General features: G+C 43.5%; 13 protein-coding genes and 1 pseudogene. 6 read left to right on the top strand and 8 right to left on the bottom strand.

The window, feature by feature from the left end; genetic code table 11:
• The 4 genes from BSCG_RS19110 to BSCG_RS19125 all read left to right on the top strand — a co-directional run.
• Positions 1–2,414, top strand: a 2,414-nt coding sequence (locus tag BSCG_RS19110) for a DUF4982 domain-containing protein (RefSeq protein WP_032849418.1), incomplete at its 5' end; no start/stop codon positions are given.
• A gap of 71 nt (positions 2,415–2,485) precedes the next feature.
• Positions 2,486–2,734: a DUF3791 domain-containing protein gene (locus BSCG_RS19115; protein ID WP_004308502.1), complete on the top strand. Its 249-nt coding sequence runs from the start codon at positions 2,486–2,488 to the stop codon at positions 2,732–2,734.
• Entirely contained in the window at positions 2,731–3,255 is a 525-nt protein-coding gene (locus BSCG_RS19120; RefSeq protein ID WP_004308501.1) for a DUF3990 domain-containing protein, read from the top strand. The genes BSCG_RS19115 and BSCG_RS19120 overlap by 4 nt, the downstream gene beginning before the upstream one ends.
• Positions 3,252–3,458: a DUF3791 domain-containing protein gene (locus BSCG_RS19125; RefSeq protein WP_004308500.1), complete on the top strand. Its 207-nt coding sequence runs from the start codon at positions 3,252–3,254 to the stop codon at positions 3,456–3,458. The genes BSCG_RS19120 and BSCG_RS19125 overlap by 4 nt, the downstream gene beginning before the upstream one ends.
• Positions 3,459–3,528: 70 nt before the next feature.
• On the opposite strand, the gene BSCG_RS19130 is transcribed toward BSCG_RS19125, so the two are convergent.
• From BSCG_RS19130 to BSCG_RS19145, 4 genes are all read right to left on the bottom strand, one after another.
• The gene (locus tag BSCG_RS19130) at positions 3,529–7,821 is read right to left on the bottom strand and encodes a two-component regulator propeller domain-containing protein (protein ID WP_008775429.1); all 4,293 of its coding nucleotides are present in this window, start codon (positions 7,819–7,821) and stop codon (positions 3,529–3,531) included.
• 225 nt (positions 7,822–8,046) lie between these two features.
• Positions 8,047–8,361, bottom strand: a complete 315-nt coding sequence (rhaM, locus tag BSCG_RS19135) for an L-rhamnose mutarotase (RefSeq protein WP_004308498.1) — start codon at positions 8,359–8,361, stop codon at positions 8,047–8,049.
• Positions 8,362–8,380: 19 nt separating this feature from the next.
• The gene (locus BSCG_RS19140) at positions 8,381–9,790 is read right to left on the bottom strand and encodes a glycoside hydrolase family 105 protein (protein WP_008775428.1); all 1,410 of its coding nucleotides are present in this window, start codon (positions 9,788–9,790) and stop codon (positions 8,381–8,383) included.
• Positions 9,791–9,793: 3 nt separating this feature from the next.
• Complete coding sequence (locus BSCG_RS19145; protein WP_004308496.1) at positions 9,794–11,635, bottom strand: rhamnogalacturonan lyase; 1,842 nt, start codon at positions 11,633–11,635, stop codon at positions 9,794–9,796.
• A gap of 244 nt (positions 11,636–11,879) precedes the next feature.
• Here BSCG_RS19145 and BSCG_RS19150 point away from each other — a divergent pair, with 244 nt between their 5' ends.
• Both BSCG_RS19150 and BSCG_RS19155 read left to right on the top strand, forming a co-directional pair.
• Entirely contained in the window at positions 11,880–13,019 is a 1,140-nt protein-coding gene (locus BSCG_RS19150; protein WP_008775427.1) for a glycoside hydrolase family 88 protein, read from the top strand.
• Positions 13,020–13,148: 129 nt separating this feature from the next.
• Positions 13,149–14,783 (top strand): rhamnogalacturonan acetylesterase, encoded by a 1,635-nt coding sequence (locus tag BSCG_RS19155; protein ID WP_009040095.1) that lies wholly within the window; start codon positions 13,149–13,151, stop codon positions 14,781–14,783.
• 318 nt (positions 14,784–15,101) lie between these two features.
• On the opposite strand, the gene BSCG_RS19160 is transcribed toward BSCG_RS19155, so the two are convergent.
• The 4 genes and pseudogenes from BSCG_RS19160 to BSCG_RS19175 form a co-directional block, all read right to left on the bottom strand.
• Positions 15,102–18,500 carry a DUF6250 domain-containing protein gene (locus BSCG_RS19160; protein ID WP_032849417.1) on the bottom strand — a complete coding sequence of 1,133 codons (3,399 nt, stop codon included), beginning with the start codon at positions 18,498–18,500 and terminating at the stop codon, positions 15,102–15,104.
• Positions 18,501–18,680: 180 nt separating this feature from the next.
• Positions 18,681–20,765, bottom strand: a complete 2,085-nt coding sequence (locus BSCG_RS19165) for a hypothetical protein (protein WP_004308492.1) — start codon at positions 20,763–20,765, stop codon at positions 18,681–18,683.
• Positions 20,766–20,845: 80 nt separating this feature from the next.
• Entirely contained in the window at positions 20,846–22,567 is a 1,722-nt protein-coding gene (locus BSCG_RS19170) for a RagB/SusD family nutrient uptake outer membrane protein (protein WP_004301569.1), read from the bottom strand.
• 21 nt (positions 22,568–22,588) lie between these two features.
• Positions 22,589–24,025 (bottom strand): annotated as a pseudogene (locus BSCG_RS19175) (TonB-dependent receptor); the annotation flags it as partial.

The raw sequence follows: 24,025 nt of genomic DNA, 5'->3' as shown, positions 1-24,025 counted from the left end.
TTACTGATAATGTATATCAGACTCTTCCCCTATATAGCAACCTGAAAACGACAGGCGTATACGTCTATGCCCAAGACTTCGACATCCAAGGACGCAAAGCTACGATTCATGCCGAATCGGAAGTCAGAAATGACAGTAAAGCTACCCGGCAATTCAGCTATCAGGTGACTATACTTGATGCCGACGGCAAACTAATGAAAACTTTCCAAGGTGATAAAGTGACTTTGAAAGCCGGAGAGACTAAGACGGTAAAAGCATCTGCCATCCTTCATAATCTTCACTTCTGGAGTTGGGGATATGGTTACTTGTATACGGTAAAAACCGCTTTGAAAGATGATAATAATCAGATATTCGACGAAGTCAGTACCCGCACCGGCTTCCGCAAGACCCGCTTCGCGGAAGGAAAGATATGGTTGAACGACCGTGTTATCCAAATGAAAGGGTATGCACAGCGCACCAGCAACGAATGGCCGGCAGTAGGTCTGTCCGTACCTGCCTGGTTGAGCGATTTTTCTAATGACCTGATGGTGAAAGGAAACGCGAATCTGGTTCGCTGGATGCACGCTACTCCGTGGAAACAGGATGTAGAATCCTGCGACCGTGTAGGTCTGATACAGGCAATGCCTGCCGGAGATGCAGAAAAAGACCGTGAAGGACGTCAATGGGAACAACGGGTGGAGTTGATGCGAGACGCGATTATCTACAACCGTAATAATCCGAGTATCCTGTTCTACGAATGTGGCAACAAAGCCATCAGCCGCGAACACATGATAGAAATGAAAGCTGTCCGCGACAAATACGACCCGTTCGGCGGACGTGCCATCGGATCACGTGAAATGTTGGATATCCGCGAAGCGGAATACGGTGGCGAAATGCTGTACATCAACAGAAGCGAACATCATCCGATGTGGGCGACCGAATATTGCCGCGACGAAGGTTTAAGAAAGTACTGGGATGAATATAGCTATCCTTTCCACAAAGAAGGTGACGGACCACTTTATAAAGGACAACCGGCCACTGACTATAACCGCAACCAAGATGAACTTGCCATCACCATGATAGCCCGCTGGTATGATTATTGGCGTGAGCGTCCCGGAACGGGTAACAGAGTCAGCTCCGGCGGTACTAAAATTATCTTCTCCGACACCAATACCCACTACCGGGGTGCGGAAAACTACCGAAGAAGTGGAGTGACGGACGCGATGCGTATCGAAAAAGATGCTTTCTACGCACATCAGGTAATGTGGGACGGATGGGTAGATACGGAAAAAGACCAGACCTACATCATCGGACACTGGAACTATCCGGATAATACGGTAAAACCTGTGCAGGTAGTATCTACCGGAGAAGAGGTGGAGCTTTTCCTGAATGGTAACTCCCTGGGTAAAGGCAAACGCCAATACAATTTTCTCTTTACTTTCGACAACGTAGCCTTCAAACCGGGCAAACTGGAAGCTGTCAGCTACAATAAAGCAGGGAAAGAAATCAGTCGTTATGCTGTAAATACAGCCGGTGAACCTGCCAGTCTGAAACTTACCGCTATCCAAAACCCCGAAGGCTTTCATGCAGACGGTGCGGATATGACATTGATACAGGTGGAAGTGGTAGATAAAGACGGACAACGTTGTCCGTTGGACAACCGCACTATTCAGTTCACACTCAAGGGTCAGGCGGAATGGCGCGGAGGTATTGCTCAAGGTAAAAACAATCATATTCTTGATACAAACCTTCCGGTAGAATGTGGTATCAACCGCGCACTGATCCGCAGCACGACGGCTGCCGGAAAAGTAACTCTGACAGCACAGGCTAAAGGACTTCTAAGTGCCTCTCTCACATTGGAAACGGTGCCTGTAAAAGTGACCGGAGGTTTGAGTACCTATCTTCCGCAGGCCACTTTGAAAGGCAGACTGGATAGAGGAGAAACACCTTCTACCCCTTCTTACAAAGACAGCAAAAAGGGTGTACGAATCGTTTCGGCAAAAGCCGGTTCCAACAATAATGATGCTGAAAAAAGCTACGATGATATCGAACTGACCGAATGGAAGAATGACGGTAAACTAAGCACTGCATGGATTACCTATACATTGGAAAGAGATGCCGAAATAGACGATATATGCATCAAACTGCAAGGATGGCGTTCACGAAGTTACCCGCTGGAAGTATATGCCGGCAACACCTTGATTTGGAGCGGAAACACGGATAAAAGCCTGGGATATATTCATCTCAATGTAGAAAAGCCCGTACGTGCTAATACGATAACCATCCGCTTGAAAGGAAACACCAGTGACAAAGATGCTTTCGGACAGATTATCGAAGTAGAGGCTATAGCGGCCAATACAATGGAATTGGAAAAAAGCAGTAGCAAACACCAGTTGAGAATCATCGAAGTTGAGTTTCTCGAAACAATCAAATAAAAAAGTTCCGGCAATGTTGTTTATTTGCCTGCCATCAAGTATCTTTGTTCATAAACTGAATTTTAACGCTTATGTGTAAACAACCGGATATCCTAGAAAGTGAAAAGATTCACTTTGCAGTCATGGCAATAGAAGCTGGAGCACGCGAAATGGGAATTTCTCCTATGGAAATGCGCCGACGTTTAGAGAAAATGAATCTAATCAAACGTCTTCTACTGGACAATTACGAAGTGATGCACACACAAAGTCTAAAACATGTAGGCGAGGATGTGGTCGAGGCTTTGAAGAACTGGGAGGCACAGGAGGGCGAGAAGGGATGAAAATAACACTTTATCATGGCTCCACCCTTTCTATAGAGCATCCCTTAGCCAAAGTGGGACGTGCCGATTTAGATTTCGGTAGAGGTTTTTATCTAACCTCACTACGCTCACAAGCAGAACAGTGGGCTGCCCGCGTACAACTATTACGGGCAAGTACTACTGCATGGATTAATGTATACGAATTTGATATGGATGCAGCTATAAAAGCTGGATTCAAGCTACTTCGTTTTGATGCTTACGATCAGCATTGGTTGAATTTTATTGTCGCTAGTAGGAATGGAAAACAGCCTTGGAAAGATTATGATATTATAGAAGGAGGCGTAGCAAACGATCGGGTTATTGACACCATAGAAGATTACCTTAACGACATTATCACCATAGAGCAAGCCCTCGGGCAATTGGTATATGCACAACCTAATCATCAGATATGTTTGCTCAATCAGCAACTCATTGATACATATCTACATTTTGATAATAGTTTTCCACTGGATACTATGGACAGAAAAGGAGGTAACAAATGAGAGAACAAGTACTTTGGAGAAAAATCAGTCGCATCGTCCTATTATTATCAGCCCGATTGGAGATAAGCCCGGAAAGAGCATTAAATCTGTTTTATGAAACGAATGTATGTGCCATGTTACATGACTCCCGTTACGGACTGCATCTAATGAGTGATACTTATATTATAAATGATGTATTGCGTGAATTACAAGACAAGCAGTAATTTTAGAATATATTATGATACCAAGCAAACAAAATCTCTTCTTTTCATACCGTTCCTTTTTGAATCCTTATCACTCATTTTTTTCATTTATTCCTTCATTATTCACACCACGCTGATAAACCGATGGTGCCACCCCAAACTGTGCTTTAAAGCATTTGCTGAAATAAAAAGGATCACTGATGCCTACCTTGTAAGAGACTTCCGCAACCGTTAGATTATCTTCTGACAGCAACAACTCCGCCGCTTTCTTCATTCGCACCACACGCAAATATTCATTAGGCGAATATCCTGTTACGCCGCGTAATTTCCGATAAAAAACGGTTCGTCCCAACTTCATAAGCTGCGCAAACTCATCAATAGAAAATTCCGGGCGGGCAAGATTCTGTTCGAGAATGGCAGCCAAGCGGTCTGCAAATTCTTTATCCCGTTCGGTAGTACACATAGCCGGTCGCACAATACCCGGTTCGTTGGAGAACTTCTCACGCAATTTATCACGCTGTTCGATCAAACGGAATACACGTGCCAACAGCAGTTTAACGCTGAATGGTTTGGCGATGTATGCATCCGCACCTGCCTCAATTCCTTCCAGATGCTTTTCCGGTGAGTTCAACGCAGTCAGAAGGATAATGGGAATATGACTCGTATCAAAATCTGTTTTTAGTTTCTTGGTCACTTCAAATCCGGTCATTCCCGGCATCAGAACATCACAGATAATCAGGTCGGCATCATACGTACGGGCCTTTTCAAATCCGGACGTGCCGTCGGCAGCCACTTCCACTTCAAAGTATGCGCCAATTTCTTCCCGTAGAAACTCACGGATATCATTATCATCTTCAATAATCAGCACTTTCCGTTTGTTCAAAGGAGCAGCCATCTTTTCCGGGTCAGGAAGCTCTTCCGAAAGCTGTAACAAATGATGTACGTGACCGTCTGCCTCTTTCAGCAATACGTTGCCCGGAACAAGGAAGTCTTTCTCCGAATACACCGTCTTATCTGTCGGAATACATACGGTAAATACAGAACCGCCACCTTCATTGTCTTTATACTCAATCGTACCTTTATGCACCTGCACCAGTTCGTGGCTCAAATGCAGACCGACTCCAATACTGTCACCGGAGAAATTACTCTGCATAAACCGCTTGAACAATTCATTCTGTTTCTCTTTAGGAATCCCCACTCCCGTATCCGAAACCTGAATCTGCAATGTTTGCTTCCCTTCGTCCACATTCACCGAAAGAATAATCGTTCCGTTGGAAGGAGTATATTTAAATGCATTTGAAAGCAGGTTATAAGTCACCTTATCCAAATTACCTTTATCAATAAACATCTTATAAGATGGCACCGAAGGCAAGAAACGGAAGTTCATATTCTTCTGTTCCGCCACGTCGCCGAAACTCAAAAATATTTCATAAAGGAAAGAGATGACATCTGTTTCCTCTAAAGAAAGCGCCAGTTTATTATTCTGCATCTTTCTGAATTCCAATAACTGGTTGATGAGTCTCAACATACGTTGCGTACTCTTATCCATTGTTTTCAGAGGATATATCAATTCGCGCGGAATATCCGTGACACGCTGAATTTTCTCCAAAGCTCCCTGGATTAAAGTAAGCGGCGTACGGAATTCATGAGAAATATTGGTGAAGAAGACCAGCTTATATTCAGTCAGTTGCTTCTCTACGTTAATACGGTTACGCAAACCATTAAAGTTGCGGACGATGCGGAAGGCAAAATACAAGGCTACCATCAATAACAGAACATAGCACAACATTGCCCAGTTAGTCTTCCAAAACGGTGGGACGACTACGATCTTCAGTGTAGTCTCACTGTCGTTCCATATACCCGATCCATTGCTGGACTTGACATGAAGTATGTAGGTTCCCGGATTCAGGTACTTAAAGGAGGCGAAATTCAGTGGAGAAGGAGCACTCCATCCCTGGTCGTAGTTTTCCAACCAATACATATATTTCGTATGTCCGCTATCCGAATAGTCGAAAGTGGAGAAATCTATCAGGAATGAGTTTTGAAAATATTTCAGCGTAATTTCATCCGAATAAGCAAGAGACTGTTTTAAAGGAGAATCCTCCATCTGCGGATTCATCTGGGTCCCATTGACGTACAAATCAGTGAAAACAACCGGAGAAAACGTTTCACTATCTTGTATCTTTTCAGGGTCGATCACAATTAATCCATAGTTTGTACCAAAAAGCAATTTCCCGTCTTCACGCATACAGGCACTATTCTCGCTATATACATTTCCTAAAGTATAGGAAGAAAAGAAATAGTTCTCAAAAGAACGGGTGGACGGGGTGAACTTGGAAATTCCATATTCAGTCGCTACCCAAAGGTTTCCTTTTCTATCTCCCAAAACAGACTGGATCACATCGTTGACCAACCCTTCGGAAGTTCCGTAATGCTCATATTTCAATGAATGATAGTCGTCCTGCGGCGTACAGAGGTTCAGTCCCGAACCGGAAGTACCAATCCACATACGTCCCTTCGTATCACGATAGATACATTTGATTTCATTACTGCAGAATTTTCCGTTTGTATAACTGAAGAGATGATAATTATCACCATCCGCAATCAGTGAGTCCGGATGAAAGATACAAATCCCCTCACTGGTTCCTACCCAGACCATTCCGTTTTCATCTTCTTCTATCACACGCACCATCCTCATTCCGAACGTTTGCTGGAAGAAATGCCGGAATTTATATTTCCCGTCAGAAGTAGGTTCAGCCAATTCGAGCCCTCCGCCGAATGTACCCACCCACATACGGTCTTTGCGATCGCGATAAATAGCAAAAACGTTATTATCCGACAATGAAGTCGGGTCGGACGGGGTATTATAATACCAGGTATCTCCCACCTTCAATCCATTACCACGGGTTCCAGTCCACATCCGTCCCTGGCGATCTTCAGCGATTGCATAAATATTGGAATGGAAATATTGATTCGTCATTTTCGACTGAAGATTTGCGTCAAAGGTATAAAGTCCGCCTTTACGCGTACCTACCCAAATATCGCCATTAGACATCTTGGTCAACATACGGATGGTATTCGAACGGTCGAACAGTTCACGGGACTCGGGATAGATGCGGGAAGTTCCTTCATTCAACACTGAAATGCGGGATAAACCCGAATATTCCGAAGCTACCCAGATGCCACCGGCACGATCTTCCATGACATATTGCAGGAAATCCGAACTGATATGACTTTGATCGTTGATGTTGGCAACGAAATGTTCCAGTTTATCTTCGGCTGTGTTATAAGCAAAAAGCCCATTCCCATAGGTAGAAATCCAGATGATTCCGCGGGAATCATGTACGATATGATAACGTTCGAAGTCGATGTAACTGATCTTGTCTTGAGGGATCAACTGGAAATCTTTACTTTCACCGGTTGCGGCAACCACATAGGTGAGGCGTCCTGTATGATTATATATCCAATAGTCTCCGTGGTTGTCGCGAATCAGTTCGCCCTTTTTAATATTCAGACGAGGATCAGCGGCTACCTCTCCGGTCGTAAAATCATAAGTATATACTCCGGTCGTAGTCAGAATCATCCATTTATCTTTCAACAAGAAATTTCCGGTAGGCGACGTCTGCCCTGCAACGGTTGAAAGGGCAGCCAGCTTCTGCATCTTCTGCGTAGCCGAATGGTAATAATAAATATCTCCATCTGCCGTAAGGAAATACATGTCATCCTTATAAGCCAGAGAAGAAGTGAAATGAATCAACCGGTCTTCTATCCGATATTGTCCATTGGAGACAGAAACTAATCCGCATTGAGTGCCGATCCAGATACGTCCACTGGCATCTTCATTCACGAATTTCACCCGGTTGTCCGGCAGGTTTCCACGTTCTGTCCTGAATACGGTGGATGTCATTTCACCGTTTTTCTGATGCACCATACGTCGGCAACCATTGCCTTGATGTGATAACCATACGTCTCCGTTGGCTGTAACAAATACAGTAGAGTAATTCTGCCTTAACTCGCCGCAACCCGTGTAATCAACAAAACGGGCACGTTGCAAATCATAGCAGCTATATAGTTCAGGTGTAGTGGAAATCCATAAAAAGCCATCTTTATCTTCTGTGAGATCGTAAATCCGGTTGTCGGCCAAAGACACTTTATCTCCAGCTTCCGGACGAAAGGTCAGGAAAGAGTTGCCATCATAACGACTTAATCCGTTCAAGGTAGCCAGCCACAAAAAGCCTTTGCTATCCTGATAGATGTATCGGATAGAGTTGTTGGGAAGACCATCACTAGTTCTCATTTGTGTAGAACGAAGCTCTATTGCACTATAAGCATTCAGTACAAAGCTAACAAGGAAAGTGAAAACTAAAAGGTGTCTTTGCGTCATAAAGATTCCAAGATTAATAATAAATGTTGGACAAAAATAATCAAGATAGTTGAGATAATAAAAGAAACACTCCATTAAATAGTAGGAAGCGGATATGCTAAAGAGCAATTACTACCATTATTTAGACGCGGATTACACGAATGACGCGGATTTTTTATTCTTAAATCTGTGTCATTCGTGTAATCCGCGTCTAAATAATTACAGACTGATAGAATTACTGAAAACTCAATCCATGTGGAATACTTCCGGCAAAGGAATGGATACGGGTGAATTGTCCGGATTCACTTCCATGATATCCGCCATATAATCCCACCATTTCTGTACGATTTCCGTATTACCTAAATCCTGCGAACCTGCTCCCCCTTCCGTTTTTTGGAAAGCAAACAGGATATTTGTTTCTTTATCCCAATAAATCGAATAGTCCGACACTCCATTCTGTGAAAGCAGTGCTTTCAGTTCGGGCCAGATGGCAGCATGTCTTTTTTCATATTCGGCTTCACATCCGGGTTTCAAATACATTTTAAATGCTTCTCGTTTCATGGTTTCAATCTATTTAAAGTTAATCTTTCTTTTCTTCTGTGTCGATAGCAAAAATAGGTGCTGTCGTCTTTTGTTTCACCTGGTAGTATTGAACGGCACTGTCATTCATCTGTGGATATTGATTTTTCAACAAGCGAATCATTTCCGCACCTGCCCAAAGAACCGGTCCGTAACCATGTGCCGCATATACATTGACCGGACGGTAATAGTAAAAAGCAGGGTCGAAAGCCATTCCCGTACCGACACAGGTTCCTTCCACTTGCCCCTCCGCATTTATCTTGCCGGCTACGGCATGCCATCCCAGATGAGTAACCGGTCCGTAAGCAATGGCGTCAATCCATCCTTTATTGATGGCGTGTGCCAGGCAGTATACATATATCGCAGTAGCGGAAGTTTCCAGGTAAGAATCATTCCGGTCGAGCAGTTGGTGCCAAAGTCCTTCTCCACTTTGCAAGGCTGTCACTCCACGTACATGAGCCCGGAAATAATCCATCACTTTCGCACGTTGAGGATAATCTTCCGGTAGAACGTCGAGCAGTTCGCAAGCCGTTAACATAGCCCAACCGTTGGCGCGCGCCCAACAAAAAGCAGGATGATCGCTACTGCTTTCCACCCATCCGTGACGATACAGTCCTTTTTCGGGGATAAACATGCGGTCGGCAAATTGTAGGAATTGTCTCACTGCTTCTGCCAGATATTTATCTTTCTGCTCCTTGTCATAATAACTCATTTGTGCTACTGCCGGAATACCCATAAACATATCATCCAGCCAAAGAGTGTTATGCTGCGGACGGTTGCGTGCAAAAGTTCCATCTGCCAGACGATACTCTTTATTAATGATGAAATCAAAATAATTACATATCAGTTCATCCACAGGAAGCGAGGGATCTTTCAAACGAACTTTCACCATCGCCGCGCATACAGCTCCTGCGTCATCCAATGCGTGCGGAGTGAGGATTTGAAGCAACTGCGGGTCCGTTGTCCCCTTTTCTTTATAAACACGCTTGAAATGCGGTGCTACTTCGGCCAGAAACCGGAAACGATTCTGTACATAATCCATATAGCGTGTATCGCCCGTAGCTTCGGATGCCGCTATCAAGGCAGAATAGGTCACTCCCCATTCATAACTTGCCAAACGAAAAGCTCCACGCTCCAGTTGTGCCTCCTCTCCCATCGTTGTATAGTCGGTAATCACTTTACCCGTATTCCTGTCTACCACACGGGCGGGAGTCTCCTTATCTATATAAGCAAATACACGGTCTACCTCTTTCTTTACCTGTTCCGGTGTCAAATCACCATAAGTACCCTGATAAGCAGGTTGCAATAAATGCAAAGGGGTGTTTGAGTCATTCACTACAGTTTTCTTTTTCTGTGCGCTGACAGGCAAAGCTATCAGCAACGAAGCAATGGCTATGATACGAATATTCATATTTTATTTTTTAGGTATTTTACATCCTCTGAATAGGGTTCCCTGCAAATCCGGTCCAAAGTAGAATCCCGGTTGTGTCGGCTGGTTGTAGGCTACGTTCTGGGTAGCGATACTGATGCGATAAACAGGATCCTCCAAAAAGGTGTGGAAGCGGTAATCAGTGGGAATGGTAGAGACATAAAGCCGCAAAGCGGTATTATCGGCTGTGCGCAACAGTACTTCTTCCCGCCAGTCGCCTACAATATCTCCTTGCAGGCAAGGTGTTGCCTTCGTTCCGTTGTTGGAAAGAGCTCCTTCGAAAATGGCTATACGCTCACAGACTCCTTTCTTCCAATTATATTTGCTGACTATATTTCTATCCAATAGTTCGCGCAGTAAATCACCGTCCCACCAGACAGCCATATTACATGACAATCCTCTGACACGGGCTTTCACCACTTCTCCTTTTATATTTCTTATTCCTCCGGAAGCAAGAGACCACATTTCAACGCCCGGATGGGTCGGGTCAATATCAGCCGCCATGCAACGCCCGACATCTGTACTATCTTTTATCTGGAAAAGAATTTCTCCGGTTGCCGCATCTCTGTACGTACTTCCGTCACGCTTGTTTTCGTGACAGTCCCATACTTGCAACCCTTTGCGGGAAGGATCGAAATGAGTCAGATGAATCGCGTCTCCATGTCCCATCTTCGTTGTGTACAGCCCTTTGCCGTTATGGTCGATGGCACACGAACCGTAGATAATCTCATCGCATCCGTCACCGTCTACGTCACCTACCCGAAGGTTATGATTACCTTGTCCGGCATAGTCTTCACAACCGGGATGGTTACTGTCGAAAATCCAGCGTTCTTTCAGTTCCTTTCCATTCCAGTCGTATGCTGCCAATACTGTACGGGTATAATACCCACGACACATCACAACACTAGGATGGATGCCGTCGAGATAGGCAACGCAAGCCAAAAAGCGGTCACTACGATTACCACGATTGTCTCCCCAGTCCATCAGGTTTCCTCTTTCTGGTACGTAATCAATTGTTTGCATCGCTTCTCCTGTCAGTCCGTTGAAGACAGTCAGATATTCCGGTCCGGTCAAAATACGTCCCTGTTCATTCCGATAGTCAGCTTGCGCATCTCCAATCACTTTTCCTTTTCCGTCCACTGTTCCGTCGGCGGTTTTCATTACTACTTCCGCTTTACCGTCACCATCGAAGTCAAACACCATAAACTGGGTGTAGTGTGCACCGGCACGTATATTACGTCCCAGATTAATGCGCCATAAATGTTGCCCGTTTAATTTATAACAATCGAAATATACCTCTCCGGTGTAACCATCATGCGAATTATCGTGTGCGTTCGACGGATCCCATTTCAAGATAATCTCATATTCCCCGTCACCGTCTACATCGCCGATACTGGCATCATTAGGAGCATAGAAATAACTTTGCCCTGCCGGAGTCGTACCGTTTTCAGGACGATTCAGCGGGATGTTCAGATAACCAGCCGGAGCATCGGACGGCAATTGATAACAGCTTTCCGTTTTTGATTGGATAGCTTTGACGGTATAAAGTACGGATTCCGTACCTTTATATATATCCTGAAAGAAAGTCGCATTTCTTATCGGATATTTGTTTACCTTTTCACCGTTTCTATAAACATCAAAAGATTCGTCCATCGGGTCGGAGGACAGATAACGCCAAGACACGGCAACAGTAGATGGATTCTCTCTGATGGCAATTACACCGCGTCCCAAATGTTCGCGTTTCAGTTTCGAAAAGTCATAGTTCGGCTGCGCCACTACAAAAGCAGCTATCAGACACAGACTTAAAAAAGCACTTATGCATTTCATAGTTTTATCGTTAATCAATTTACAACACAAAAGTAAGCGGCACAGCCTACTTATAAAATAGAATATTGTACATATCTATGTAGAAATCATCATATAGCCCACTTTTAAACCGCATTATAACTACCTGGTGAACAAAAATGAATATATCTGAACGGAAATCCATTGAAAAAGAAAAGTGCGTCCCTTATCTTTGCCAATGAAAATTAGAATGAACACCCAATTAATAAAACAGAATTATTTCACCATGAAGAAATCACTACTCTCATTCTTTACAGTAACCCTTCTTTGTCTTATGACAGGAAAGCCGGTCATGGCACAAGAGTTACCTGCACAAAAAGAGACTTTAGAGACTATCGTAAAAGTAAACGACTACTTTATGAAAAAGTATGCCGATTACACATTGCCTTCTTTCTATGGCAGAGTCCGTCCAAGCAATATATGGACGAGAGGCGTATATTATGAAGGATTAATGGCTCTGTATGGCATTTACCCGCGTGAGGATTATTATAAGTATGCCTACGATTGGGCTGATTTCCACAAATGGGGAATGAGAAACGGCAATACGACCCGTAACGCAGACGACCATTGCTGCGGACAAACGTATATCGACCTTTATAATATGTGTCCGTCCGACCCAAATATGATCCGGAATATAAAAGCAAGTATCGATATGGTAGTCAACACTCCGCAGGTGAACGATTGGTGGTGGATTGACGCTATCCAGATGGCAATGCCAATCTACGCTAAGTTTGGAAAAATGACCGGTGAACAGAAATACTACGATAAGATGTGGGATATGTATTCTTACACTCGTAACGTGCACGGAGAAGCCGGAATGTATAATCCTAAAGATTGCTTATGGTGGCGCGATCAGGACTTTGATCCTCCTTACAAAGAACCGAATGGAGAAGATTGCTACTGGAGCCGTGGAAATGGCTGGGTATATGCAGCTCTTGTACGGGTATTGGATGAAATCCCTACTAATGAAACACATCGCCAGGATTATATAAATGATTTTCTCGCTATGAGCAAGGCACTCAAAAAATGTCAGCGTGAAGATGGTTTCTGGAATGTGAGTCTTCATGATCCTACGAACTTCGGAGGTAAAGAGACTTCCGGAACAGCACTGTTTGTATACGGTATGGCTTGGGGAGTACGCAACGGACTGCTCGACCGCAAAGAATATCTTCCCGTCCTTTTAAAAGCATGGAATGCTATGGTGAAAGATGCCGTACATCCGAACGGATTCCTAGGATATGTGCAGGGAACAGGCAAAGAGCCTAAAGACGGACAGCCGGTTACTTATAAGAGTGTGCCCGACTTTGAAGACTACGGAGTCGGTTGTTTCCTGCTTGCCGGAACAGAAGTTTATAAATTAAAATAACATACACAGTTTTTTCATTAGGTTTAAAGATAATCATTCATTAGGTTTAGTTAGAGGTTAGTTAGTAGCTAGTTCCCTCACTGACTGTTTAGACACCGGTCAGTGAGGGATTTCAAAGAGAACAGATTCATGAAAAACAAATTATTCCCGTATATATGTTGGCTGATGGCCATTACATTTAGTTTGCAACTGCAAGCACAAAATAAAGTTTCCGCTCCCATGGCAGATGTCAATCAGGTAATTGACAACACGCTGGACAGCCTGAATAAAGCACGTACCTCGCGACCGGAAGCCGGTTCGAGCCGGAAAGGTGACAACCCTGTTCTGTTCCTGGTAGGTAACTCTACCATGCGTACCGGAACTTTAGGAAACGGCAACAACGGACAATGGGGATGGGGCTATTATGCAGGCGATTATTTCGACTCTAACCGGATTACTGTAGAGAATCATGCACTGGGTGGAACCAGTAGCCGTACTTTCTATAACCGTTTATGGCCGGATGTAATCAAAGGAGTACGCCAGGGAGACTGGGTTATCATCGAACTGGGGCACAATGACAACGGCCCATACGACAGCGGACGTGCCCGTGCTTCCATTCCCGGAATTGGCAAAGATACACTGAACGTAACGATTAAAGAAACCGGAGTGAAAGAAACCGTATATACCTACGGGGAATATATGCGTCGTTTCATTCAGGATGTAAAAGCCAAAGGTGCTCATCCTATCCTATTTTCGCTTACTCCCCGCAATGCTTGGGAAGACAAAGACAGCACCATCATCACACGTGTCAACAAGACTTTTGGATTGTGGGCAAAGCAAGTAGCCGAAGAACAGCATGTTCCTTTTATTGACTTGAATGATATCAGTGCCCGCAAATTTGAAAAGTTCGGCAAGAATAAGGTGAAATATATGTTCTATATCGACCGTATACATACAAGTGCTTTCGGTGCTAAAGTCAATGCAGAATCTGCTGCCGACGGAATACGTGCGTATGAAGGGCTGGAATTAGCCAATTATCTGAAACCTGTTGAGAAAGATACAGTGACAGGTTCCAGTCGGAAAGAGGGACGTCCGGTATTGTTTACTATCGGAGACAGTACGGTCCGAAATGAAGATAAAGACAAAAACGGTATGTGGGGTTGGGGAAGCGTAATTGCTGACGAGTTCAATTTAAATAAAATTTCTGTAGAAAATCGTGCGATGGCAGGACGTAGTGCACGTACTTTCCTCGATGAAGGTCGTTGGGATAAGGTATACAATGCTTTGCAACCGGGGGATTTCGTTCTGATTCAGTTCGGGCATAATGATGCAGGAGATATAAACAAAGGGAAAGCCCGTGCCGAATTGCGTGGTTCCGGTGATGAAAGCAAAGTATTTCTAATGGAAAAGACTGGTAAGTATCAGGTAATTTATACGTTTGGCTGGTATCTTCGGAAGTTCATCATGGATGTTCAGGAGAAAGGCGCCATTCCCATCGTTCTTAGTCATACGCCACGCAACAAATGGAAAGATGGAAAAATAGAACGTAATACCGAGTCTTTTGGCAAGTGGACACGTGAAGCTGCGGAAGCTACGGGAGCTTATTTTATCGATCTGAATAAGATTAGTGCCGATAAACTAGAAAAGAAAGGTGTGAAGAAAGCAGCAACTTACTATAATCATGACCATACACACTCTTCTTTGAAAGGAGCGCACATGAATGCGAAAAGCATTGTTGAAGGGTTGAAAAAGAGCGATTGCCCGTTAAAGAATTACTTAAAGTAAGAACATAAGGGATAAAGTACGCTATCTATCCCGTAATCTATTAATAGAAAAGTTACTCTTATCCCTTTGCAAACTTCTTTTGGATTAGTACCAAAGTATCAGTTGCTTAAGACTAATCTATAAACGCAAGTTCCGTTTATAAAAATGCAAGTTTTGTTTTTATAATCAAAAGCTTCATTTATAAAAACAGAACTTGCGTTTATAGTTTATAATAAGTTGATTGTAAGTTTGGTATTAAAAGAAAGGAAGTTTACCCTTAATGCGGAAGAACTTTGCTATTAATAGATTGGGAAGCAACTAGTGCTACTTTACACTCGTTCAGTTATCTATTGGAATAACTTCCTGCATATAAATAGCATCCAGACTCCAAAGAGCAGCATCATTCGTGCTGATGCTCGTACATTCATCTAATAGAGACGGTACTTCCGGCGGAAGTATGGTAGTGATGCGGAAAGGCGGTGCAGGTGTATGTTCCAACCGGGTAAACAAATCTTTCCAGGCTTCTTCAGCCATTTGGGTATTGCGCAAGTGATAAGCTGCGTAAGCCATCAGACGGGAGACACGAAAACGGCTATGGCTAAGTTCCCATGCTTTCTTCTTGTAACGTGCAGCATGATCAAGCCAGGCGTCTTTCCATTCGGGTATATCAATCATACGCATCATTTCATTGGCTATCTCAAATCCGCCCATGATCGTCATTAAATGGTTGGTTGTTTCCAATTTGGGGTCACATTCGGTTGTGATGATTCCTGTTGACGGATCAAATCCTAGAGCTTTGGGGCCGGTAAAGAGGCGGTTAGGCAGGACGGCAATGCTTTTCATTCCTGCTATTATTTTATCACGATAAGCAGTGTTACCTGTGCGCTCCCATTCTGTCATCCAATTACCGGCATAAGCCAGCCAGTCGGGACCGATACGCAAACGGGCGGGAGCGGTACAAGGATATTCACTGCGAGGTTGGGCCAGGCGCATAGGGTCCAAGTCATAGAGTTTGTGGTCGGCATCCTTCACTTCAGTCATTAAATCACCGCAACGTTCGTCTGTAGTAAGGTAATAGTAGAAACGGTTCCAGGCGGCCTGGCTGATTCGCGCTTCTTTAGCTCCGCATCCCCAATGACTTACATTATGCCGACTGCCTAATCCGGCATTGGGACCGATATGATAGACATCCACTTCGCCTGTATGACGCGTCATAGCTTCTGCCATACGCCAAATATCAATACGCCCGGTACGCAGGAAATTATACCATAGCCACATATTAGAAGCCAGTTCCGTATTGTCCCAGGCAAATCCTCCGACATCGTAACGCCAGGTATGACGAACAGGGTCATAAGCGTGCATCACATCACCATAATTCCAGAAACCGTACCACTTGTTTTGTTCGATTGCTTTCTGATAGAAGTCAATGTAAGCATCCAAGCGGTCTTCTACACGAGTACGGAATGGAGTAGTACGGTCGGGGAGACTCCATATCCCGAAAGCCTGGCGGGCATGAAGATAATTCGGGGTTGGCATTAACAGACTAGGGCTAGAAAATTGTTTGGCATAATCAGCAAAAGCCTTTTTTCCGGCATAGCCACTTTGTGGGATCAGTGTCAACGTAGTTGTACGGGCAATGCCGTATGGCGTGCTCATACCTTCCTGGACATCTTCATAGCTGGCATTCAGGTCATGAGCTATACGATCATAATGCCGTAAATCCATAGGCTCGGACTCCGGACTCCACAACCAGGCGGTAAGGGTAGCTACCGGGGTTCGTGCGTCTGAAATTTCAATAGAAGAGGGATAAGACTGCCAAAAGTCATGCATACAAAGTCCTAATCCTCCGGTAATATCTCCGACAAAAATATATCCATCGCTACGTGTGCCGGAAAAGGTTCCTATCCAGGGATTATCGTTATTGGCACGTTTACGAATGGAGAAAGCATCGGCAGTGAGTTGAGACAGACGGTAGTCATTCCATGAAGCCCAGTTATCGAGCAGAGAGCGGTTCTTTTCATCGAAAGATTCATAAGGCGGAATACGTTTGCCTTCCATTTGCTGCTGTTGCAGGGAGGGTTCATCTGTTGGCTTCTGTTGTGCATCCTTCTTTTCATTACTATTTTTCTTAATATCTGTCTTATTTAAAGTGAGTATGCGACGCCCTACCAATGGTTGTACCGGCTCGCTCCACACTCCTCCATCTGCACACGAGAAAGCAATATGACGATTATACAGAGCTTCACGCATAGGAACGTCGAAACGGATACCCAAACTACGAATGAAATCTTTCTTCTGATCTCCGTCATAGACGAAACTATGCACCATTTTGATCTGTTCACTGCCACCATAAAAGTAGAGACGTACCACAAAAGGAAGCCACTCACGGTTATTCAGTTTGTTCATATCAGAGTTATTCGCATAATTCCCTTTCCCTTCAGAGTGATTCGTATCAATCTCCTTATTCCTGTTCCGATGTATCCCTTCCAACTTTACAAGTGCCCGTACAGAGCCCAGACGTTCTATGGTTACTGATTTTATTTCCCCTATGTAATGAGTAAAAGATATTTGAGATGTATTTTCTTGAATCGGCTCGCTTTGAGTATTACAAATCAGACGCGCTTTCTCTCCTACTTTAGTTCCTTTATACAATAGGCTATCAATCAGGAAATCTCCGCGTCGGGGAATAAATACGGAAATTAGCCCTGTTTCAATTTGAATATTTTCAGGCGTTTCAGTGATTGCAATAGAAGCATTAGGCTGTTTATTGATAGTTTTTGCTTTCCGGGGGGCTTTTTCTAATGTCAGTCTTTCTGTTCCGGCAGGAATGACTCCGGCAACTCCGCTCCATTTCACGGAACCATCCGGCCAGTAAGCCAATGGCCAAGTATCTACCGGAATCTCTTGATTTCTATCTGTTTTTAGTCGCAATGAAGTTTCAGGAAATAGGTAGCCTTCATCAAAAGGAACTCCGAAGCTTACAGCTTTGTCTTGTTCAGGAGTATTGCCGATCCAATGTAAAGGAACAGTAGACGTTTGGGATGGCAAACATTCGTAGCGGAAGTTTGTAATGCGGGTACGGGATAAGGTGGTACGAAAGCCGAACCATCCTTCTGTCAGAGGTTCGGCATCGCGGAAGTCCACCAGTCGCTTGCCGTCTATGTAATAACTAACCCTATTATTTTCATTTGTTATCTTAATGTGATACCAGTGATTCGCTTTTAGCAAATGTTCGGTATCTGTATATTCTTTCAATATGGCAGGACGTACTTTGGGATCTGTGATTCCTGCTTCATTGCCGTCATAACGACGGAAGCGTGTAGTAGAGTTATAATTTCCACCATATCCCATGTAATAGAGTTGCAAAGAATAACAATTCAGAAAGATTCCGCTACGCCACTTCTCACGTTTCCATATATTATCAGGATGTTTGGGGTCCGAAGCCATCCAAAAGCAATTCAGGTCACTCAAACGGTCTCCTTCTTTTTCTACAACTACACACGCATCATATTCAATGGTTACCCGTCCGCTCATCTTTTCTTTCCTCCATAAGGTAAGGCCTTTAGGAGACAGTATTTCAGCGGTATCGCCCTGAAATGTCACTTTATAATCCGGAGATTCCGACTCTACCTTCCAATATTTATGAAACTGGCGAGTGTTGAGGCCGGAAACTTTATTGTTTTGTGCGTTTGTTCCTAAAGTGATGAAGAGGAACAAAAGGATAAAGAGTTTTTTCATATGTATATTTGCTATCTCACCTTACAAAGGTAGGGAGAGCCGTTCAATTAAAAAATAGAATATTATCCATATATATGGCGATTCGTTCAAATATGAAAAAAGAACAACCCGACAGTTAGCCGGATTGTTCTTTTTCAACAAACTCATATCAAATAAGAGATTTCTTATTCAAAAACCTTTTTATTCTGCTTTTTTCAAAGTTTCAGCACCTACATAGTAACCTAAGTTAGTTCCCTGGTTATATCCCATATTCTGCATCGCTTGAGACATATCATAATTATGATCGGTCATCAAGTGAGGAAGACGGAATTCGGTAGGATGATTCGTGGAGAATATATAAATAGATTTCATGTCACTTGAACCCATTATTACTTCTTCACGATAGTCACCGAGAAAATCACCATAGTAACAAGGATTGTATTTGGTGCTATGGTTACCGTCATTGCTACCGTAAGTTCCAAAATATACCAAACGAGTCTTATTCGTCTTGTTTACATCAGGGTTCTCTTTATAGCTCACGACACAAGCACGGTCCAGCATTTCTCTTGTCGGCTGCCCGCTCCAATAAATGGCTACATTATACAAAACTCCACCACCAATACCTGTAGGATATGTACTGGATACCAATCCACTGCCACTACAACTGAATACCCCTTCCTGCAAAGAAGACCAGTACTCAAAATTCGGGCTATCCGGATCGATATCTGCCACAATACAACGACCGACATCAGTAGTCGAACCCGCTCCATGGCCGGTAATCAAGCCACCATCTCTTGCATCAATCACTTGACATCCATAACCGTGTCCTTGTCCATTATAATTGCCCGGTTCTTCAAATGAAGCAACAATTTGCAATCCTGAACGGTCTTTTATAAATTTGCCAACACATAAACAGTCACCATGACCGTTTCCGGTACACCACAATTCGCTTCCATCATCATCTATAGCCGCAGAACCATACAAGATTTCATCTTTTCCATCATCGTCCAAGTCCGCTACACGAAAACTATGCGAACACATGGACAACCATTTTGAAGAATGTTCGGCTGTATCAAACTTCCAACGGGTTTCCAGTTTATTCCCTTTCAAATCGAGTGCCCATACTTGCCAATTATGATAAATACCTCTACTGATGATCAGACTGGGGTTGCTTGTTCTCACTCCGGTCGCTTCGTCAGGTATACCATCCAGATAAGCCACCCCGATAAAGAAACGGTCCATGCGGTTTCCGTAATCATCTCCCCAATATTCACTCCAATATTTAGCACGCGACGCTTTTGAACCACTTCCACCACGAGGAATATTATCCACCCGGGTAATTTCACGTCCATCATATCCACGGCAAATAGAGATATATTCGGGACCTTCCATTATCAAACCGCAAATTGTATTAATACTTGCTCCCGAATACCAGCCCACAGCGTCAGTCTGACGAATTCGATAATCGTTCACATTACCATAAGCATCGGTAATGACCTTACCATCCCCAAACTTTGTACCTTCTGAAGAGCGGAAAGCTATTTCACATAAACCATCTCCATCAAAATCGTATAAAATATATGAAGTATAATGTGAACCGGAACGAATATTGATTCCCAAATCAATTTGCCACAAAAAAGTACCATCCATCTTATAAGCTTCCAACAAGGTCGAACCATTATTCCATCCCCCCTGGTTGGCACCATCATACGGTTCTCTCTTCACCACAATCTCCAATTCACCGTCACCGTCCAAGTCACCTAGCTGAATATCATCAGGAGAATATGTAATCGACGCATCGGGTACATTCATGTTTAATCTAATCTCATGATAAAACTTTTCTGCCATTTCAGAGGTAAAGGTATAATCGCAAAGCGTTTCAGCCTGATTGGCAAGAGTGACCCGGTATACATTCGTTTTTGATACATCAATATCCGCATCCACCCAAGAAGTAGTATTCGAAATAGGTTTCTCATTCAATTTCACTTCCGTCTCGCCGTCTACCGACTTATAAATATCAAAAGCAACATTAGACGGATCGGTCTTCAGTAATCTCCAGCTAATCAATGCGGATGATATGCCGGAAGAGTTATTGGCGTCAACATTTGGTGCCGGGTCGTAACTAACCCACATTGCACGGCTACCCGTTATAACTTCAGTAGGCAGAGGCGGCAACTCCTCTTCCGTCTGATTGCCATTGTTCACTTCAACGACGGGGTCATTATCCGAGCAGGCAACTATGGCCAGCAGACAAAACAGCCCCAGTATTATATAATGTTTCTTCATTTCTTTCGTTTTTTTATTCTATAAACATCCGTTCTATGCAAGAATATCCTATCACTATTCATCAGCATTCCGGTTGTGGGTTACCACCCCGGATTCTGCTCCAAATTAGGATTCTTAGATTTTTCACTCTGCGGAATCGGGAAGAAATACATCTTATCATCCCAACTTCTTTCTTTTACCTTACGTTCATACGTATAAGTATCATCCCCATTCTTCGTAATCTTCATTTCAACAATGTTCTTGAAATGTTTGTCACCCTCCTTCCAACGACGTACATCCCAAAAACGATGTCCTTCAAAGGCCAATTCTACCATACGTTCATTCTGATATTTCTTCCAGAAAGCATCATTGGTCATCCCTTGAGGGAATCCGGGCATCTCGGCACGCGTACGAACTACTTTGATAGCATCCACAGCCGAAGTTGTAAATTCATTATCCGTTGCATACGGACTACCCAGATACTTATATACAGCTTCCGCATAATTCAAATAGAACTCTCCAAAACGGAATGTAATCCATGAATGATAGGTCTTTGAAGCTGTACCGGCACGTAAGTCTACTGCCGTCTGACAATACTTCTTCAGATAATAGCCAGTCGGAGTTCCGCCACTCAAAGGCTCCGCATTTAGTCCGCCCTGATAGGTTTGCAGAGGAACAGTATTCCAGTTAGGCCACTTTTCGTCCCCATTCTTGGCAATAGTCAGATAGAAACGAGGGTCGCGGTTGGTATAATAAGGATTAGCAGGATCATAGTTATCCAACTCGTCCGGACGCAACCCTGTATCCTTCATCTCATACGCATCCACCAGTGTCTGTGTGGGACAGTTTCCACCTTTACAATTTTCCAACCCTACCGGGAAGTTATATCCCTCAAAAGAATTAGTGGTAGTAGTGGCACGACGGAGAAAAATCAATTCATTAGTAGCGTCATTGTAATTGTCCTTGCTCCAAAGTGATGAATAATCCTCCACTAAGAGTTTTGCCTTTTCAGCAAACCCATTACTGTCATCTAAAATTTCCTTATTGGCTTTAGCTGCACGATACCACAGTTCTCTATTATCAGTCGGATTAAATAAAGGACTTGCCGCATACAATGCTGCACGAGCTTTCAAGGCCAATACCGTTTTACGGTTGGCACGTCCTGTTTCCGCCGGACTACTAGGCAATGCCATATCTCCCAGTTTACTGTAATCGACGATAATCTTATCTTTAATATCATCACATTCGGCTATGATATAATCAAAAATCTCCTGTGCCGGTCTGCGCGATAACGTATTCGATTCTTCGGCTGTTAATATATGGTCGCTAAACGGCACATCTCCATATTGCCGTACCAAGTTAAAGTAGAAATATGCACGAAGGAAACGTACCTCATACTGGTAATTGGTATAGCGGAACATCTGTTGTGCATAATCACTGTTCAAAGCCAACTCGGGAAATGTCAGTCCGGTAAACTTCTCCAGATATAAATTACAATTGGCTATCCCTTCATAACAGGACGTCCACATGCTACTTTTAGCATTCGACGGACTCCAAGAACCATTGTAAAAGTCTTCAATCTGATTTCCCGAATAAGCATATTCGGACTCATCGGTAGCAGAACCAAGAATTGCCCCGCTATAGTTTCCAAAGTCCACATCCATGGACAAATAGATATTTGTTATCAGCCCTCCTACATTACCGAAGTTGAGCTTCACAAAATCCTCATCATAATTATTGTACTCATGATATTCCATCTTATCTGAGCAGGAACCGAGTGCGGCTACACACATCATTCCGTAGATAATGTTTTTCAGTTTCATTCTTTCGCTTTGTTTTTATGATTAAAAACCAATCGTAACACCGACTACTACACTCTTATTCAGCGGAGTCGCTACACCATAACATTCCGGATCTGTCACATCAATATGATCTGAACAGAACAAGTCTGTTCCTCTGACATATAACTTGGCACTCCCCAATATCTTAGTCTTCTTCATCCATTCTTCCGGAAATCTGTAATACACCTCCGCGTTACGTAACTTCAAGAATGACCGGTCCGCCAACCAAACTGTATTAGCCTGATAGTTATTGGCATTACTCTGTGAACTCAAACGAGGATATTTGGCATTTTGATTTTCCGGTGTCCAACGATTCTCATAATAATGAGTAGAAAGTGTCGTATTATTTATCAACGGCCAAAACATACTCTTCGTATTCAAGACAGCAGAATAGTTACCTGTTCCCTGAAACATTACATCTACTCCAATCCCTTTCCATTCGGCTCCCAAATGGAAAGAATAATAAATTTCCGGAGCCGTCGTACTATAACCGATAGCTGTTTTATCATTGGCATCAATGATTCCGTCTCCATTCACATCTTTATATTTTATGTCTCCCGGCACTACCGTACTAAAGTTTTGCGGAAGGCTGTTTGCTATATCTTCTTTATCTTTGAAGAAACCTTCAGCTACCATTCCATATACTTGTCCCAACCGATTTCCTGTTTGCACAAGATTCTTATACAAACGCGGTTCTTCCAGTTGTTCCTTAATTTCATTCTTATTCCAAGCAAAATTACCGCCAAGGTTGAACACTACATCTCCTAACCGTTTCGTATAGTTAAGTCCTAGTTCCACGCCATAGCTATCAACGATTCCGGCATTCTCGAACGGAGCATCTACGCCCAACACATCGGTATATTTTCCTTCGGAAGAGACCCAAATATCTTTTCTCCGTTGGTAATAGCCTTCTGCCGTCACGTCCAGTCCATTGAACAACACGGCATCAACACCAACATTGTATTTATACGCTTTCTCATGTGTCGAATTAGCAGTTGCCAGGCGCCCGATAATAGTACTTCCGAATTCAGAGTCGTAACTACTGTTAAACTTATATTGCGTACCGGTAGTCGTATAAATCTGATCCCAATAGTCATATACGGTAGTACTTCCGTCTTTAGGCAGATAATCAACATTGATCACTCCAAACGAAGCGCGCAATTTCAGGAAGTTCACCCAAGACACATCTTTCAACCATTTTTCTTCCGAAAGCACCCAAGCAGCAGAAATGGTAGGCGAGAAAGCCCATTTATGCCCCGGTGCCAATAAACTGGAGGCCGAGCCAACCAATGCCAGATCCAAATAATAGCGATTAGAGAAACCTACATGATTATACCAGGATACATTTTGCCGATAAATAGTAGTGTTCAATCCGTATGAATCACGATACTCATAATCCCATTTGAATTGAGAATACACATCCCACTTCCGAAACGAGCG

This window comes from Bacteroides sp. 2_2_4, from assembly GCF_000157055.1.
Classification (GTDB): Bacteria; Bacteroidota; Bacteroidia; order Bacteroidales; family Bacteroidaceae; genus Bacteroides; species Bacteroides ovatus.
The sequence above is the reverse complement of the archived record's forward strand: the minus strand, read 5'-3'. Positions and strand labels throughout refer to the sequence as shown.

Bases quoted from the DNA above. Each gene is read 5' to 3' on its own strand.
- BSCG_RS19115 (WP_004308502.1), top strand. From the start codon at position 2,486: ATGTGTAAACAACCGGATATCCTAGAAAGTGAAAAGATTCACTTTGCA.
- BSCG_RS19120 (WP_004308501.1), top strand. From the start codon at position 2,731: ATGAAAATAACACTTTATCATGGCTCCACCCTTTCTATAGAGCATCCC.
- BSCG_RS19125 (WP_004308500.1), top strand. From the start codon at position 3,252: ATGAGAGAACAAGTACTTTGGAGAAAAATCAGTCGCATCGTCCTATTA.
- BSCG_RS19130 (WP_008775429.1), bottom strand. From the start codon at position 7,821: ATGACGCAAAGACACCTTTTAGTTTTCACTTTCCTTGTTAGCTTTGTA.
- rhaM (WP_004308498.1), bottom strand. From the start codon at position 8,361: ATGAAACGAGAAGCATTTAAAATGTATTTGAAACCCGGATGTGAAGCC.
- BSCG_RS19140 (WP_008775428.1), bottom strand. From the start codon at position 9,790: ATGAATATTCGTATCATAGCCATTGCTTCGTTGCTGATAGCTTTGCCT.
- BSCG_RS19145 (WP_004308496.1), bottom strand. From the start codon at position 11,635: ATGAAATGCATAAGTGCTTTTTTAAGTCTGTGTCTGATAGCTGCTTTT.
- BSCG_RS19150 (WP_008775427.1), top strand. From the start codon at position 11,880: ATGAAGAAATCACTACTCTCATTCTTTACAGTAACCCTTCTTTGTCTT.
- BSCG_RS19155 (WP_009040095.1), top strand. From the start codon at position 13,149: ATGAAAAACAAATTATTCCCGTATATATGTTGGCTGATGGCCATTACA.
- BSCG_RS19160 (WP_032849417.1), bottom strand. From the start codon at position 18,500: ATGAAAAAACTCTTTATCCTTTTGTTCCTCTTCATCACTTTAGGAACA.
- BSCG_RS19165 (WP_004308492.1), bottom strand. From the start codon at position 20,765: ATGAAGAAACATTATATAATACTGGGGCTGTTTTGTCTGCTGGCCATA.
- BSCG_RS19170 (WP_004301569.1), bottom strand. From the start codon at position 22,567: ATGAAACTGAAAAACATTATCTACGGAATGATGTGTGTAGCCGCACTC.